This is a genomic window from Streptomyces sp. NPDC059788 (genome assembly GCF_042732265.1).
Lineage (GTDB): Bacteria > Actinomycetota > Actinomycetes > Streptomycetales > Streptomycetaceae > Streptomyces.
On record NZ_JBHWHY010000008.1, the window covers coordinates 75,009 to 91,134 of the forward strand.

Below are 16,126 nucleotides of genomic sequence, written 5' to 3' on the forward strand. Positions count from 1 at the left end.
CCTGCGGCTCAGCCCTGCCGGATCACCAGTCTGCCACCCTGCCGTCGCACACCCACGCGCCCGGGGAGGTTGACGGTCCCCTGACCCCGCCAGCCGGTGATCAGCCGGTCCATTTCCTCGATGTGGCGGGCGAACAGCGAACCGCCCGGAGCGCCCGCCGCGATGGCGGCCCGGCGCAGCACCCGGCGGCGGACGGCGGCGGGCAGCGCGTACAGCGCGGTGGCGTCGAGGGTGCCGCGCTCGTCGAGGACCGTGCGCTCCGCGTCGGCGGCCCAGGAGTCCAGCGCGTCGGCGTCGTCCCGGGAGAGCTGCGCCGTACGGGCCAGGGCCTCCACGACGCCCTTGCCGAGCGCCTTCTCCAGCGCGGGCAGGCCCTCGTGGCGCAGCCGGGAGCGCGTGTAGAGGGGGTCGGCGTTGTGCGGGTCCTCCCACACGGGCAGCGACTGGATCAGACACGCCTTACGGGCGGTCTGGCGGTCGACCTCCAGGAACGGGCGGCGGTAGCGGCCGCCGCGGCCGGTCTTCGCCGCCATACCGGACAGCGAGCGGGTGCCGGACCCGCGGGCGAGGCCGAGCAGGACCGTCTCTGCCTGGTCGTCGCGGGTGTGGCCGAGGAGGACGGCGGCGGCGCCGTGCCGCTCGGCGGCGGCGTCCAGCGCGGCGTAGCGGGCGTCGCGGGCGGCGGCCTCGGGCCCGCCGGCGCGGCCCACCTCGACCGCGACCGCGTCGACCGGGTCCAGACCGAGGGAGCGCATCCGCAGGACGACCTCGGCGGCGCGCACGTCGGAGCCGTCCTGCAGGCCGTGGTCCACGGTGATGCCGCCGGCCCGGACACCCAGTCGGGGTGCCTCGAAGGCCAGTGCGGACGCGAGTGCCATGGAGTCGGCGCCGCCGGAGCACGCGACGAGCACCAGCGGGGGCCCGTCCGCCCCGGCGGACGTCAGCGGCGCCCCGGCGGGGCGCACGGGACCCGCCGCGACCGGCTGCTGCGCGGGGCGCGCGGGGGCCGGGTGGTGCGAGGAGTGGTGGTTCAGTACGTCGTGAAGTACGCGGCGGACCGCCACGCGTATCGCGGCGACCGCTGGATGGGGACCCATGTCCGTTTCCAATCGTCAGCTGGGGCCTCGGGCCTCGACGGCATTTTCGTCACACAGAGTGCCTAGATGGTGACAGAGGTGAGCAGTTCCCCGAGCATTGCACGCCTATCCTGCGGTCACGGTCCCTCAGAAGAGTGATTGAGGGGAGCGTTCACCTGCCGTGCGGTGCGCCCGGCTCACACCTGTGCCCCGCCGGGCCCCTCCCCCCTAGCGGTGCACTCGCGCGACCCAGTCCGCCGGTTTGGCGATCTCCTGTTTGGTCGGCAGCGTGTTCGGAGACGTCCACACACGGTTGAAGCCGTCCATGCCGACCTCGTCGACCACCGCCCGGACGAACCGCTCGCCGTCCCGGTACTGACGCAGCTTCGCGTCCAGCCCCAGCAGCTTGCGCAGCGCCTGGTCGAGCCGGCCCGCGCCACTGGCCCGCCGCTTCTGGAACTTCTCCCGGATCTCCGCGACCGACGGCACCACGTCCGGACCGACGCCGTCCATCACGTAGTCGGCGTGCCCCTCCAGAAGCGACATGACGGCGGTCAGCCGCGCCAGGATCTCCCGCTGGGCCGGGGTCTGCACCAGGTCGACGAAGCTGCGTCCCCCGTCCTCACCCTCCTCGCCCTCCGGCCGGCCGCCGGTCAGCGACTGGGCGGCCTCCCGCAGCCGCTCCAGCAGCGTGCCCGGGTCGATCTCCGTCTCACCGAGGAAGGACTGGATCTCACCCTCGATGTGGTCGCGCAGCCAGGGCACGGCCGTGAACTGCGTCCGGTGCGTCTCCTCGTGCAGGCAGACCCACATACGGAAGTCGTGCGGGTCCACCTCCAGCTCCCGCTCGACGTGGACGATGTTCGGCGCGACCAGCAGCAGCCGCCCGCCCTGCGCCGCGGCCGGCAGGTCACGGGAGGCGGGCGCGAACGTCTCGTACTGACCGAGCACCCGCGAGGCCAGGAACGACAGCAGCATTCCCAGTTCCACGCCGGTCACCTTGCCGCCGACGGCCCCGAGCACCGCGCCGCCCGGGACGGACGACCGGCGCTCCTCCATCTTGTGCAGCAACGGCTTCAGCACCGCCCGGAACCCGGCCACGTTGGCCTTGATCCAGCCCGCCCGGTCCACGACCAGGACCGGGGTGTCGTGCGCCTGCTCATGGGTCTGCCCGGCCCCCGGCTCCCCCTCCACCGGCTGCACCATGCGGGTGAACGCGCGCACGTGCTCCTCGGAGGACTTCGCGTGCCGTCGCAACTCTGCGACGATCGCCCGCGCCTCGTCCCGGCTCACCTCTGGCCCCGGCCGTACGAACCGGGTCGCGGTCGCGACCGCGAGGTTCCAGTCGACCATCTCCACACCACCGATGCTCGTCATGGGTTCACGGTACGTGGGCGCTTGGCTCGGGGGTAGCGCGGCGCGGTTCGCCTGCGGCGGGCCGGGCCGGTGATTCGGTGCCGATTCGCGTTTGGCTGCGGCGTCGTTCGCGCCTGCGGCGGGCGGTGGCCGCTGCGCGGGGCTGTCAGGTTCGGGGGCGGGCCTGCGCGGCAGGCCGCTCCGGCCCGCCCCCTTCCGTGGGATGGGGGAAGGGGAGGCGGGGGGGCTGATGTCGGTGGCCGAGTGGTGCCTTGTTGTCAGCGACAACCGCAACCGGCCACCGCTGAGGCCAAGCGGTCCAGAGCCTGTTGGGCGGCCTGGGGGTCGGTGGTGTTGTTGGTCATGAAGGCGAAGACCAGGAGGCGGCCGTCGGTGTCGACGACCGTGCCGGCGAGGGTGTTCACGCCGGTGAGGGTGCCGGTTTTGGCTCGTACGGTGCCTGCCGCCGCCTTCTCGTCCGCGTAACGGCCGCTGAGGGTCCCGGTGAACCCGGCGACCGGCAGGCCGGTGGTGATCGGCCGCAGCTCGGGGTGGCCGCCGGACGTGGCCAGGACGAGGAGGCGGGAGAGCAGGCCCGCCGAGACCTTGTCGTCGCGGTCCAGCCCGCTGCCGTCCTCGAAGACGGCACCGGCCAGCGGGAGGTTCAGCTTCGCCAGCGTCTTGTGCACGGCCCTGCCCGCGCCCTCGAAGCCGGCCGGTTCCCCGGTGGCCAGAGCCGTCTGGCGGGCCAGTGCCTCCGCGATGTCGTTGTCGCTGTGGGTCAGCATCCGCTCGACGAGCGCGGCGAGCGGCAGCGAGCGGGCGGTGGCGAGGCGGCGGGCCTTGGCGGGGGCGGTGGTCTTGGCGGGCTTCCCGTCGACCGTGACGCCGCGGTCGGTGAGCAGCCTCGCGAAGGTACGGGCCGCCGCGGCGGCCGGGTCGCCGTCGCGGTCCGCGGGACCGTACCGGGTCTCGTCCAGGCGTCCTTCGTCGGCCATGAGGGGGCTGACGGGGGCGATGTTCTCATTGGGGCTTATGGGGTGGAGGACCGGTCCCGTATAGGCCGAGGTGTCGTACCCGAGCCGGATCTTGCCCGCGCCGCGCTCCTTGAGCGCCCTGGCCGTGTCGTCGGCCAGCGCGCGAAGGCTCGCGGGCTGGTCCTGGGCATCCTGCTCCGGGGCGCGGGCGGTGAGGGTCGGGTCGCCGCCGCCGACCAGGACGATGCCGCCGCCGGTGCCCTCGACGACGGCGGTGTCGATGCGGTGCTCGGGGCCCAGCGCGGAGAGCGCGGCGGTGGCGATGGCCAGCTTGACCGTCGAGGCCGGGGTGGCGGCACGTGCCGGTTCGGCGCCGAAGAGTTCGCGGCCCGTCGCGGCGTCCACGACGGAGGCGGTGCGCAGCGAGCCGAGCGCCGGGTCCTTCATGAGGGGTGTGAGGGCGCTCTTCATGCCCTCGGCGCTGGGTACGGGCGGTGCGCCGCCGTCCCCCTTGCCGCGCGCGGGCCCGCCGAGCGCGGCCAGGACGGGAGGCGCGCTGGGCACCTGGCCGGTACCGCCCGGAACGTGATGCTCACCACGCGTTCCGCCGGGCGCCGCGGCGCGGGCGCGCTCGGCCGTACGCTGACCGGAGTCCCACGGACCGGCCGCCACCACCGCTCCGGCCGCCACCAGCAGGCCCAGGACGGTGGAGCTGGCCGTCAGCCGTACGGTCTGCCGCTGCTGCTTGGAGGCGGACCACCAGGCGGTACGGGCGGAATCCGTCGCGGAGCGGTAGGCCGTACGCGCCGAGCCGCCCGCCGAACGGGTCATGGACACGGCGGCGGACCCCGCCGACCGCGCCGAGCCCGCCGCCGTCCGGGCGGAACGTTGCGCCAACCGCTGCGCGGCCTGCCACCTGACCTGCCACGACCTGGTCTCCGGCACCTAGGACCAGCCCCTTTCGCCACCACACTCCTGCGTGGGGGACACTTAATCACCAGACGTATGTGTTGATCATGGAGGAGCCACCCGTGGAGTTCGACGTCACCATCGAGATCCCGAAGGGTTCGCGGAACAAGTACGAGGTGGACCACGAGACCGGACGGCTCCGTCTGGACCGTCGACTCTTCACCTCGACCAGCTACCCGGCCGACTACGGCTTCGTCGAGAACACCCTCGGCGAGGACGGTGACCCGCTGGACGCGCTGGTCATTCTGGACGAGCCGACGTTCCCCGGATGCCTCATCAAGTGCCGCGCCATCGGCATGTTCCGCATGACCGACGAGGCCGGCGGCGACGACAAGCTGCTGTGCGTCCCGGCATCCGACCCGCGTGTGGAGCACCTGCGCGACATCCACCACGTGTCGGAGTTCGACCGCCTGGAGATCCAGCACTTCTTCGAGGTCTACAAGGACCTGGAGCCCGGCAAGTCCGTCGAGGGCGCCGACTGGGTCGGCCGCGCCGAGGCCGAGGCCGAGATCGAGGCGTCCTTCAAGCGCCTGGAGGCCCAGGGCGGCGCCCACCACTGAGCCCGCGGCTCGTAGATGTGTGTGCGAGGCGGCATCCGATTTCGATGATCGGGTGCCGCCTTCGGCATTTGCGCCGCCGCCGGGCGCCGCGCGGCCCCGCGGCCCGGACTGTCCGGCGTCCGAGCACCCGGTGTCCGCGGGCCCGCGGACACCGGCCCGCCCACTGCCCGCGTACGCCCCGCCCGCGCCCCCGCCCGCGGGCTAGAAGCCTCGCGTCCGCTTCGCCGCCCGGCGCTCCCCGGGCTCTTCCTGGGTGACGCCGGGGGCCTTCATGAAGAGCCGGGCCACCTCGCCTCCGAGGTTCACGCCGACCGCGATGGCCAGCGCCAGCGAGGCCGCCTTGATGAGGGACGAGACGCCGGGCCCGATGTCGCCCTGGGCGAAGTTCAGGAGGCCGAAGTACGTGGCGCTACCGGGCAGCAGCGGCCCGATCGCGGCCGTCACGTACGGCAGCGCGGACGCGTACCGGTACCGGCTCAGGAGCTGGCCGAAGAGCCCGACGAGGCCGGCCGCGATGGCCGTGGCGGGCACCGCGTTCATGCCGCTGACGTTGGCGAGCGCGCCGTACACGACCCAGGCGACACCCCCGTTGAGGGTGGCGAGCAGCACGGTGTGCCGCTCCTGCTGGAGCAGTACGCAGAAGGCCAGCGCCAGCATCATGGCCGCCGCGATCTGGATCGGCGGATCGTTGAACGACGCGAACCCGGCGGCCGGGTACAGATACTTCGGATTGAGCTGGAGCCCGATGTAGAGCGCGGCGAGCACACCGATGACGATGCCGACGATGAGGTAGCCGACCTCCAGCAGCCGGGCCGACGCGGTGATGTAGTACCCCGTCAGACCGTCCTGCACGGCGGCCACCAGCGCCCGCCCCGGGATCAGCGCGAACAGTCCACCGGTGATCACCGCGGACGCCTGCACGGCGACGTGCGAGAAGCTGAGGGCGACCCCTATGGCGGCCGGCGGCATCGCCGCGACCACGAACTGGTAGAACTCCGGCAGCCCGCGGCTGGACGCCAGCCAGGCCAGCCGGTCGCCGAGCATCGAGCCGATCATCGCCGCGATGAAGACGACCACCCCGCCGCCGACCAGCATGCTCGCCGCGCCGGACAGCAGCCCGGAGGCGACGGTGAGCGACCAGCTCGGGAAGGGGTGCCGGTTACGGCGGATCTCGGCCAGGCCGCGGTACGCCTCCTCCAGGGTGATGCCCTCGGAGGTGATGTCGTCGACGAGGCGGAAGACCGCGGAGAGCCGGGTGTAGTCCACACCGCGCCGCCGCACCGTACGGCTGGCGGTCACGGGGTCGTCGACCAGCGACGGCTGGTAGGAGATCGACAGCAGCGTGAAGGTGACGGTGGGTTCGACCCGCTCCAGCCCGTACGCGTGCGCGACGCCGAACATCGCGGCTTCCACGTCCTCCGCGCCCTCGCCGCCGGCCAGCAGGATCTCGCCGATGCGCAGCGTCAGGTCGAGGACGCGCGGCACCGCGGGCCCGCTCTCCTCGGCGCGCTCCACCCGCTCCGGGACCGGCCGCTCGCCGACCGGCATCCGGAGCATCGTGCGCATCCGGTCCTGCCAGGGCGTCTGCTTGGTCAGGCTGATGACGGGGATGCCGTGCGGCGGTGTGAAGGCGGGCCAGCCCGCCGGGGTGCGGTCGGGCAGCTGCTGCTGGCCGGTGGTGCTGTTGGCGGTGGTGCCGGCGGGCGGGGAGAAGGCGGAGCCTTCCGGCTCGGTCGGCGCCTCGGCCTTCAGGCCTTCGGGGAGAGCGAACTCGGAGGTGGGGTGCTCTTCCTCGGGGACCTGCGAATACGGGACGCCGAGCGGCGGAGTGAAGGCGCTGCGCACCTCGTCCGACTGCTGCTTGCGGTCCTCGGACTGATCGGTTGTTCCGCCGTTTGTGCCATTGCTGGTGCCGTGCGCGCCTTTGACGCTGTTCACGCCGTTCTTCCCGTTCGTGCCGTTGGTTCCGCGCTGGCCCCGCTGTGCGTCCGACGCCACGTCTCTTCGCTCCTCGTACGCCTCCTGCCGACCGTCAAGGACACGATGCCTGATGGTCGGCTGCGACGCGCGTGGCGGGGCCCTTACTGAGGTTCATATGGGCTGCGGGTTTCCCCTGCGCAGGGAGAGAAACCCGTGACTTCCGGCGCGGCGCTCGCCGTCGGCCCACCGTATGACGATGCCGTACGGCGGCCACGTACGGCAATCACCGGACAGGCGTAACCGTCCGGCGGCCATCGAACGGCGACCGCCGGGAACACCGCCGAGGTCACCGCCGGACGGCTCGGCGGACGGCTCAGCGCTTGGCGTGCCGGCCGCGGCGGCCGTCGTTGCCCGGCTGGCGGGGCGGCTGGACGGCACCCGTCGGGTCGTACGCCTGCTGAGCGGCGGCCTTCTTGTTCTTGCCGCGGGCGCGCAGGTACTCGATGGCGATCGGGACGACCGAGATCAGCACGATCGCGACGAGGATCAGCTCGATGTGCTTGTGGACGAACTCGATGTTGCCGAGGGCGGCGCCGAGCAGGGTGACGCCGGCGCCCCACAGGGCGCCGCCGATGAGGTTGAAGGTGATGAACGAGCGGTAGTTCATCTTGCTCACGCCCGCGATGATGGGCGTGAAGGTCCGTACGATCGGCACGAAGCGGGCCAGGATCAGCGACTTCGGCCCGTGCTTCTCGAAGAACTCGTGCGCCTTCTCCACGTTCTCCTGCTTGAAGAGCTTGGAGTCCGGGCGTTTGAAGAGCGCGGGCCCGACCTTGCGGCCGAAGAGGTATCCGGCCTGGTCGCCGAGGACCGCCGCGAGCACGATCAGCAGGCACACCAGCCACAGCGGCTTGTCCAGCTTGTCGGCCGTCACCAGCAGACCGGTGGTGAACAGGAGCGAGTCGCCCGGCAGGAAGAAGCCGATCAGCAGGCCGGACTCCGCGAAGACGATGATCAGCACGCCGATCAGCCCGAACGTGCCGATCAGGTAGTCCGGGTCCAGCCACTGGGGGCCGAGCGCGAGAGTATTCACGGGGTGAAGGCTCCTGGGTCGAGGGCGCCGGATCGTGCGGTGCGACGGGATGCAGGCGCAGTGTGCGGCCCAAAGCTATCAACGCCGGATGACGGGGCTTGGTTCCAGCCGCCCGCCCAGGCCACCGAACCCCCTCCGCACACCCGCGAAAGCCCCCGCCGTACGGAACGCCCACACCGCCCCTCCCTCACCTTTCCCCCCTCACACCCCTCCTCTCCCCCACCCACCTGGCCGGACACCGGCCGCGATGGCCGGACACCACCCACCAGATCCCCCACCCCCGCACCACCCCCGTGAGACGCTCCCGGCGAGGAGCCCGCCTCCAGGCGGCTCACCGCACGGAGGGACAGGACACACGATGGGCATCGAGGAGTTCGGCGGCGGCCAGGCCGCGCAGGCCGACGTGCTGGTGGTGACGACCAACGACGTGCCCGGATACGAGGTGCAGCGGGTCGTCGGCGAGGTCTTCGGCCTGACGGTGCGCTCGCGCCACCTGGGAAGTCAGATCGGGGCCGGGCTGAAGTCGATGATCGGCGGCGAGCTGAAGGGCCTGACCAAGACGCTCGTGGAGACCCGTAACCAGGCGATGGAACGGCTGGTGGAGCAGGCGCGGGCACGCGGCGCGAACGCGGTGCTGATGTTCCGCTTCGACGTGACGGAGGCGGCGGACGTGGGCACGGAGGTCTGCGCGTACGGCACCGCCGTCGTCATCGCCCCGAAGAGCACCTGACGGCGCCGGAAGGCGGCTGAGAACGTCCAAAAACGCCTGGAGAGCGGCCGTCACCGGTACAGCTCCCGTACGGGCCAGGGGGCGCGCACCCCTGCCCCGTACGGACTCAGCTGTTGCGGACGGCGTTGGCGAGCATCGCGTCCCGCATGTAGACGGCCAGGCCGGGCCGGATGGCCTCGTAGGTGGCGGTGAAGCGCTCGTCCGCGACGTACATCTCGCCGAGGCAGGTGTGCATCTCGTACGAGCAGTCGTAGTAACCGGACGAGATGGTCCGGCGGTGCTCCTCGGCCACGTCCATCGCCTCGGCCGACTCCGCCGGCCGCCCGCTCTCCATCACCTCGGCCATCTTCCGGTGGACGGCGTCGAACTCCTCCGTCACCCGCTTCCAGTCCTCCTTGGTGTACGAAGCCGTCCGGCGCTGCGACTCCTTGTACGCGTCGGTGCTCCCCCAGCGCTCGCGCACCTCCTCGGCGTAGTCGTCCGGGTCGAAGTCCCCGAACACCTCGAACTTCTCCTCCGGTGTGAGATTGACGCCCATCTTCCGTGCCTCCATCGCGTGTTCGACGGCGGCGGCCATGGCCTGGAGCTTGCCGATCCGGGCGCTGAGCAGCTGGTGCTGGCGCCGCAGGTGTTCCTGCGGGTCCGCGTCCGGGTCGTCCAGGAGGGCCGCGACCTCGTCGAGCGGGAAACCGAGCTCCCGGTAGAACATGATCTGCTGGAGCCGGTCGAGATCGGCGTCGCCGTAGCGCCGGTGCCCGGCGTGGTTGCGCTCGCCCGGCACCAGCAGCCCGATCTCGTCATAGTGGTGCAAAGTGCGCACCGTCACCCCGGCGAACCCGGCAACCTGCCCTACGGAGTAGCTCACTGCCCCCGCCCTCCTTCTCGGTACGCGCTCCACGATGAGTCCTCACGCCACGTGAGGTGCAAGTCCGCATACCGGAAACCCCTGGGACGGATGGGGCACGAGTGGCATCCTGCCCCCATGCTGGGGATAACCGATCTTCCGACCTACCTGGCGGGTCTCGCGCTCATCATCCTGCTGCCGGGCCCGAACTCGCTGTACGTCGTCTCCGTGGCGGCCCGCCGCGGCCCGCGCGTCGCCTACCGCGCTGCGGCCGGCGTGCTGTGCGGCGACACCGTGCTGATGACCCTCTCGGCGGGCGGCGTCGCATCGCTCCTCCAGGCCAGCCCGATCCTGTTCGCCGTCGTCAAATTCGCGGGCGCGGGCTATCTGACGTGGCTGGCGGTGGGAATGCTGCGCGGCGCGTGGTCACTGTGGCGCAACCGGGAAACCGCGAAGACCCTGCGCAAGAAGGCCACGGCCGGCGACGGCGCCACCGGGGAAGTGCGCGAACGCCCGTACCGGCGCGCCCTGGTCATCAGCCTCCTCAACCCGAAGGCGATCCTCTTCTTCATCTCCTTCTTCGTACAGTTCGTCGACCCGCACTACGCCCACCCCGTCCTCTCCTTCCTCACCCTCGGCGCCTGGGCCCAGCTCTTCAGCCTCACGTACCTCTCGATCCTCATCTTCAGCGGCACCTACCTGGCCGCCACCTTCCGCCGCCGCAAACGCCTGACGGCCGGCCTGTCGGCGGGCGCGGGGGCGGCGTTCCTCGGCTTCGCCGCAAAGCTGTCCCTGGCGAGCACGGGATGACCACTCGGGCCCCACGGGGCCGATCGCACCCGCGCTCGGCCCCGTACAACCGGGCCCGTCCCACTAGTCCCGCACAGCACCCTCCGGCCAGATGACGTCGACCGGCACCCCCATACGCCGGGCGTGAGCAACCACATCGGCCGTCCCGCCGTACCCCCGGGCCTCTTTCCCGTCCCACACCGCCAGCAGCCGGTCGACCAGACCCACAAGAATCTCGCTGCCCGCCATATGCGCCTCGGCGCCGGAATCCCGGAATCCGGCCCTGTGCACGTCCACCGCCCGACCGAGCAGGGCGTCGTAGGCGGCGCGGTGCGCCTCCGGAAGCCCGTCGCGATACCTCTCGGCGGGTACGACGACCTCGACACGGCCCCCCAGACCGAGCACGATCTCCACGAACCACGTGTCGGGGCCGTCGGCGAGGCAGGATACGCCGCACAGCTCCGAGGGTTCGTACGGTCGCAGGTGCGCCGGCAGCATGCCGCGCACGGCGCCCTCGACGGACTCGGACAGACCACGGTGCCCAGTGATCCCCAACCGCACGGCATGTCCCCCTTCGGTTCATGTCAACAGTGAACTCGTCACCAATGCCATTCGCTACGGGACCGAGCCGGGGGACCGCGTAGCCGTGGCCGTCGAAGTCTCCCCGGGCAGGGGGCGATTCGAGATGCACGATCCCGTCCGGCGACGCGACATCGTGTGCCGAGCCCGACATGGTGACCTGTACCCGGCCCGGGGCCTCGCCCCGTACCCGGCTGCGGACACCCCAGCGCCGCCCGGCCGGGCAGGTTGCCGGGCGGCGCGTGGCGGGGTCGGTCGGGGTGGGCCCGGCCGGCTCCGTACCGGCTCAGACCGCGGCGGCCTCGATGAGGACGAACAGGGCCGGGGCCGGCAGCGGGGTGAGACTGGTGATTTTGAAGCCCGCCGTGGTGCACAGGTGCTCGAAGTCGGCGCGGGTGCGCTCCCGGCCGCCGACGTTGACCAGCATGTTGAGGTCGCTCATGTAGGGCAGGGCCGTCGCACCGGGCCGCACCGTGTCGGTGAGGACCGGTTCGATGATCAGGAGGCGGCCGTCGGCGGGCAGCACCTGTCGGATGTGGCCCAGGATGTCGGCGCACTGGTCGTCGTTCCAGTCGTGGATGACGCTCTTGAGCAGGTACAGGTCGCCGCCGGCCGGCGCGGAGGCGAAGAAGTCGCCGGTTTCCAGCGTGACGCGGTCGGCGACGCCCTCGGCGGCCAGTTTCGCGGGGGCCTGGGCGTGGCCCTCGGCGGAGTCGTAGATGACGCCGCGGGGCCCGGGATGGGCCCGCAGGATGGCGGCGAGCAGGGTGCCGTCGCCGCCGCCCACGTCGACGATGGTGGTGAAGCGGCCGAAGTCGTAGTGGGACGGTACGTCGCGGGCGGCGAGCCGGGTGCCCTGGCTCATCGCGGTGTTGAACACCTCGGACAGTTCCGGTTCGCCCGCCAGGTGGCCGAAGAAGTCCGTACCGAAGATCGAGTCGAAGGAGGGTTCGCCGCTGCGGACGCTGTCCTCCATGCGCTCGCGGGCGCGGGTCATGACCGGCTCGGTGAAGATACGGGCCAGGGCGGCCATGGAGTCCGGGGTGTCGCTGCGCAGCAGCGAGCCGGTGGCGGTGGCCTCGAAGACGCCCGGTTCGCTTTCGGTGAGCAGGTCCAGGGCGGCCAGGGCGCGCAGCAGGCGCAGCGTCGCCTGGGGGTGGGTGCCGCAGGCCGCCGCCACGTCGTCCGCCGTACGGGTGCCGGCGCCGATGCGGTCCGGTATGCCGAGCCGGACGGCGGCGCCCACGGCGTACGTGGCCAGTTGCCCGAACAGCAGCCGCGAGAGGGTTCCGCGGACTTCGTGTGCCGGTGTCGCCCGTTCCTCGTTCGCTGCCACGTCCGCTCCTTCGGGTCGCCTCGGGCACCGTTCCCGTACCGGGTCGACGGCCCGGGTGACGGCATGGCGGGGCCGGCGGACACGTTCCCCCCGTCCCGCGCAAGTTAGGCAAGCCTAAGTTGCCCCGCGGCCTGGCGCAATACGCAGGTAACACACCTACGGGCCAGGGTTGTTGACGCTTCACCCACTGGACGTCACGGTGGAGGGAGCGCCCCGCGCCCTCCGGTCCGGCCGCAGCCGACCATGACCGGACACGGCCGAACGCCCCCAGACGCGGCCGGACGCGACCATGGCGCGCCGAATATCCCCTATGCCCGTATCGTCGCCCCGTAGGAGGTAGCACCATGCCCCAGTCCAGCGACCCGGCCGTCCGCCTCGCCGTCGTCTACTACTCCTCGACCGGCACGGTCACCGCACTCGCCAAGGCCGTCGCGAACGCCGCCGAGAAGGCCGGCGCCGACGTACGGCTGCGCAAGGCCGCCGAGCTGGCGCCGCAGGCCGCCGTCGACTCGAACCCCGCCTGGGCCGAGAACCTGCGCGCGACCGCCGACATCGCCGAGGCCTCCCCCGAGGACATGCTCTGGGCGGACGCCGTGATCTTCGGCTCCCCCACCCGGTACGGCAACGTCGCCTCGCAGCTCAAGCAGTTCATCGACACGCTCGGCGGACTGTGGCAGCAGGGCAAACTCGCCGACAAGGTCTACAGCGGCTTCACCGCCTCGGCCACCAAACACGGCGGCCAGGAGTCCACCCTGCTGGCGCTCTACAACACGATCCACCACTTCGGCGGCATCCTCGTGGCCCCCGGCTACACCGACCCCGCCAAGTTCGCCGACGGCAACCCGTACGGCACCTCGCACGTCGGAGGCCCCGAGACACCGCTCGACGACGAAGGACGCACCGCCGCCGGCGTCCAGGCGCGGCGTGTCGTGAAGTTCACCCGGGCCCTGAAGGCGGGGCTTGCCGCGACCGGCTGAGGGGTACGCGGCCACCATGCCACTCCACGAGGGCGCACCCAGCGAGGACGACAAGCGGGGCCTGTCGGTCAACCCCTTCTACGGCGAGGCCGACCCCGTCGCGGGCATGACCGCGGCCCCGCCCCGGCACACCCTGCCGGACGGCCCGGTCGCCCCGCGCGCGGCCTACCAGCTCGTCCGCGACGAACTGATGCTGGACGGCAACTCCCGGCTGAATCTGGCGACCTTCGTCACCACCTGGATGGAGCCGCAGGCCGACGTCCTGATGGCGGAGTGCCGCGACAAGAACATGATCGACAAGGACGAGTACCCGCGCACCGCCGAACTGGAGCAGCGGTGCGTGGCCATACTCGCCGACCTGTGGCACGCCCCCGACCCGGCCGCCGCCGTCGGCTGCTCGACGACCGGCTCCAGCGAAGCGTGCATGCTCGCCGGGATGGCCCTCAAGCGCCGCTGGTCCCGGGCGAACGCCGAGCGCTATCCGGCGGCGGCCCGGCCCAACCTGGTCATGGGCGCGAACGTGCAGGTCTGCTGGGAGAAGTTCTGCGCGTTCTGGGAGGTCGAGGCGCGGCAGGTGCCCATGCGGGGCGAGCGCTTCCACCTGGACGGGGAGTCCGCCGCCGCGCTCTGCGACGAGAACACCATCGGCGTCGTCACCGTCCTCGGCTCGACCTTCGACGGTTCGTACGAGCCGGTGGCGGAGATCTGTGCGGCCCTGGACGACCTCCAGGAGCGCACCGGGCTGGACATCCCCGTCCATGTGGACGCGGCCTCCGGCGGCATGATCGCGCCATTTCTGGACCGGCTGCTGGTGTGGGACTTCCGGCTGCCGCGCGTGGCCTCCGTCAACACCTCGGGCCACAAGTACGGGCTCGTCTACCCCGGCGTGGGCTGGGCCCTGTGGCGCGACCGGCAGGCCCTCCCGGAGGAACTGGTCTTCCACGTCGACTATCTGGGCGGCGACATGCCGACCTTCGCCCTCAACTTCTCCCGGCCCGGGGCCCAGGTCGCCGCCCAGTACTACACGTTCCTGCGGCTGGGCAGGGAGGGCTACCGCGCCGTACAGCAGGCCACCCGCGACGTGGCCCGCTCGCTCGCCGACCGCATCGGCGCGCTGGGCGACTTCCGCCTGCTGACCCGCGGCGACGAACTGCCCGTCTTCGCCTTCACCACGGCCGACGGCGTGACGGACTTCGACGTCTTCGACGTCTCCCGCCGCATGCGCGAACGCGGCTGGCTCATCCCCGCGTACACCTTCCCGCCCGACCGCGACGACCTGTCCGTCCTGCGCATCGTCTGCCGTAACGGGTTCTCCCACGACTTGAGCGATCTGTTCCTCGCGGATCTGGAACGGTTGCTGCCTGATCTGCGGGCGCAGGGCGGGCCTTTGGGAGGCCGGGCGGGCAAGGACACGGCGTTCCATCACTGAAACGGAGGGGCGCGCCACACTTCGTCACCCGCACGAGTGGCGCTACGGTCGTTCGCGGGACGCACGGCGACGCGCGCGTACACGATCCGGTACATGGGAGCAGCAATGGCCGCAGAAGCCGAGTACGGGCGGGGCGAGCGGGCAACCCCGGAAAACTGGATGTACCGGCCGGCGAACGGCTGGACGTACGACCAGGTGAAGGAGTTGGTGCTGCCATTCGACTGGGATCTTGTGGATGGGAACATCGTGGTTCGAGGAATGGCCGTGTGGTGGCACAACCGCGTGCGGAACCGGCTGTACTACCAATTGGAGAGCGCCAGGCGCAGGCCCTACGCGGTCGACTCCGAACAGTGCATCGTGATCGACGATCACAATGCACCCAAGCCTGACGTGGTGGTCTTCGACGAGACGGGGCTCGACATCCGCACAGTGGTCCAGATTCCCGCGGACAAGGCCGTACTGGCTGTGGAGGTGGTCTCCACAGGCTCCCGCCTCGAAGACCGCTTCAGCAAGCCTGCCCTGTACGCCGGCGCCGGCATCGACTATTACTGGCGCGTAGAGCGCGACGAGGACGACCTCCCCGTGGTGCACGAGTTCTGGCTGCACCACGAGGCAGGCAGATACGTTCCAAGCCCGGAACAGCCCACGCACACCGGCAAGATGACGACCAACGTCCCCTTCCCCGTCGACATCGACCTGCACTCCCTCATCGACGGGTAGCCGGCGGCCAGGCGGGTGCGCGAGTTCGTTCACCCGGCCGGCGGCGGCCCCTCGGCGTCGTACTCCGGGTCCGGCTCCCCCGTCGCGTACGGGTTCACCTCTCCCTCCCCCAGCACCCCCACGAACGGCTCCCCCTCGCCCGCGAAGACATACGCCCCGCCCTCGATCCGTTCGATCAGGCCCCGGGTCCACTCGGCGCCGCTGTCCGCCGAGTTCACCCACATGTTCATGATTTCGCCGATGTGGCCGAGTTGCTCGGGGCCGTCCTCCGGCGTGTAGTACTCGGTGACCGACAGCCGCCACTCCTCCAGGCCCCGTACCCGCTCCTTCAGCAGGGCCACGGCCTCCTCGCGGGGCAGGTCGACGAGGAAGCCGACCGCCGCGCTCAGCTCGTCGATCTTGCGGTCGTACTGGGACAGGGACTCGCGCAGCAGCTTGAAGTACTCCTCCGTGCCCGCTTCGGTCAGCTCGTACTCCGTACGCGGCGGACCGCCGGCCGGGCTGGGCGCGATGTCGTGGGCGAGCATCAGCCCCTGCTTCGCCATCTGCTTGAGCGCGTGGTAGATCGACCCCGGTTTGGCGTTGGACCATTCGTGGGCGCCCCAGTATTCGAGGTCGTTGCGCACCTGGTAACCGTGCGCCCGACCGTGCTGACGCACGGCCCCCAGAACCAGCAGCCGGATCGCCGACATCGTTTCCTCGCATCCTTCACGCTCGCGCTGCGGCCAGCCTAGACCGCCCCCTATTCAAGTTTGAATACCTGCTCCGGAG

Annotated in this window: 15 protein-coding genes; 6 read left to right on the forward strand and 9 right to left on the reverse strand. The window is 71.4% G+C overall.

The genetic code is table 11. The features are described 5' to 3' along the window. Positions 1-8: 8 nt before the first annotated feature. The 3 genes from tilS to dacB all read right to left on the reverse strand — a co-directional run bounded on the left by tilS (position 9) and on the right by dacB (position 4,240). The gene (tilS, locus tag ACFV57_RS09410; protein WP_385227731.1) at positions 9-1,097 is read right to left on the reverse strand and encodes a tRNA lysidine(34) synthetase TilS; all 1,089 of its coding nucleotides are present in this window, start codon (positions 1,095-1,097) and stop codon (positions 9-11) included. Between the two features lie 207 nt (positions 1,098-1,304). Next, the gene (locus ACFV57_RS09415) at positions 1,305-2,453 is read right to left on the reverse strand and encodes a zinc-dependent metalloprotease (RefSeq protein WP_385227734.1); all 1,149 of its coding nucleotides are present in this window, start codon (positions 2,451-2,453) and stop codon (positions 1,305-1,307) included. Between the two features lie 257 nt (positions 2,454-2,710). Next, complete coding sequence (dacB, locus tag ACFV57_RS09420; RefSeq protein ID WP_385227737.1) at positions 2,711-4,240, reverse strand: D-alanyl-D-alanine carboxypeptidase/D-alanyl-D-alanine-endopeptidase; 1,530 nt, start codon at positions 4,238-4,240, stop codon at positions 2,711-2,713. A 200-nt stretch (positions 4,241-4,440) separates the two neighbouring features. Between dacB and ACFV57_RS09425 the strand changes: the two genes are divergently transcribed. After that, the gene (locus ACFV57_RS09425; protein ID WP_385228058.1) at positions 4,441-4,938 is read left to right on the forward strand and encodes an inorganic diphosphatase; all 498 of its coding nucleotides are present in this window, start codon (positions 4,441-4,443) and stop codon (positions 4,936-4,938) included. 201 nt (positions 4,939-5,139) lie between these two features. Here the strand turns inward: ACFV57_RS09425 and ACFV57_RS09430 are convergent, their stop codons facing one another. Both ACFV57_RS09430 and ACFV57_RS09435 read right to left on the reverse strand, forming a co-directional pair. Next, on the reverse strand, positions 5,140-6,936 hold the full coding sequence (locus ACFV57_RS09430) for a threonine/serine exporter ThrE family protein (protein ID WP_385227740.1): 1,797 nt from the start codon (positions 6,934-6,936) through the stop codon (positions 5,140-5,142). A 295-nt stretch (positions 6,937-7,231) separates the two neighbouring features. After that, positions 7,232-7,951 (reverse strand): DedA family protein, encoded by a 720-nt coding sequence (locus ACFV57_RS09435; protein WP_385227743.1) that lies wholly within the window; start codon positions 7,949-7,951, stop codon positions 7,232-7,234. Between the two features lie 358 nt (positions 7,952-8,309). Between ACFV57_RS09435 and ACFV57_RS09440 the strand changes: the two genes are divergently transcribed. Next, entirely contained in the window at positions 8,310-8,681 is a 372-nt protein-coding gene (locus ACFV57_RS09440; RefSeq protein ID WP_385227746.1) for a YbjQ family protein, read from the forward strand. Positions 8,682-8,787: 106 nt separating this feature from the next. On the opposite strand, the gene ACFV57_RS09445 is transcribed toward ACFV57_RS09440, so the two are convergent. Continuing rightward, on the reverse strand, positions 8,788-9,546 hold the full coding sequence (locus tag ACFV57_RS09445) for a MerR family transcriptional regulator (RefSeq protein WP_385227749.1): 759 nt from the start codon (positions 9,544-9,546) through the stop codon (positions 8,788-8,790). A 117-nt stretch (positions 9,547-9,663) separates the two neighbouring features. Here ACFV57_RS09445 and leuE point away from each other — a divergent pair, with 117 nt between their 5' ends. Then, the gene (gene leuE, locus ACFV57_RS09450; protein ID WP_385227752.1) at positions 9,664-10,335 is read left to right on the forward strand and encodes a leucine efflux protein LeuE; all 672 of its coding nucleotides are present in this window, start codon (positions 9,664-9,666) and stop codon (positions 10,333-10,335) included. 63 nt (positions 10,336-10,398) lie between these two features. On the opposite strand, the gene ACFV57_RS09455 is transcribed toward leuE, so the two are convergent. Together ACFV57_RS09455 and ACFV57_RS09460 are read right to left on the reverse strand one after the other, a co-directional pair. Beyond that, complete coding sequence (locus ACFV57_RS09455; protein ID WP_385227755.1) at positions 10,399-10,875, reverse strand: hypothetical protein; 477 nt, start codon at positions 10,873-10,875, stop codon at positions 10,399-10,401. Positions 10,876-11,179: 304 nt separating this feature from the next. Beyond that, positions 11,180-12,229, reverse strand: a complete 1,050-nt coding sequence (locus tag ACFV57_RS09460; protein ID WP_385227757.1) for a methyltransferase — start codon at positions 12,227-12,229, stop codon at positions 11,180-11,182. 344 nt (positions 12,230-12,573) lie between these two features. Between ACFV57_RS09460 and wrbA the strand changes: the two genes are divergently transcribed. The 3 genes from wrbA (at position 12,574) to ACFV57_RS09475 (ending at position 15,355) form a co-directional block, all read left to right on the forward strand. Further along, positions 12,574-13,206: an NAD(P)H:quinone oxidoreductase gene (gene wrbA / locus ACFV57_RS09465; protein WP_385227760.1), complete on the forward strand. Its 633-nt coding sequence runs from the start codon at positions 12,574-12,576 to the stop codon at positions 13,204-13,206. Positions 13,207-13,222: 16 nt separating this feature from the next. Further along, a complete protein-coding gene (locus ACFV57_RS09470) occupies positions 13,223-14,635 on the forward strand; it encodes a glutamate decarboxylase (protein ID WP_385227763.1) in 1,413 nt (470 codons plus the stop codon). 93 nt (positions 14,636-14,728) lie between these two features. After that, positions 14,729-15,355: a Uma2 family endonuclease gene (locus tag ACFV57_RS09475; RefSeq protein ID WP_385227766.1), complete on the forward strand. Its 627-nt coding sequence runs from the start codon at positions 14,729-14,731 to the stop codon at positions 15,353-15,355. A gap of 29 nt (positions 15,356-15,384) precedes the next feature. On the opposite strand, the gene ACFV57_RS09480 is transcribed toward ACFV57_RS09475, so the two are convergent. Then, a complete protein-coding gene (locus tag ACFV57_RS09480) occupies positions 15,385-16,047 on the reverse strand; it encodes a PadR family transcriptional regulator (protein WP_385227768.1) in 663 nt (220 codons plus the stop codon). Between the last annotated feature and the right edge of the window lie 79 nt (positions 16,048-16,126).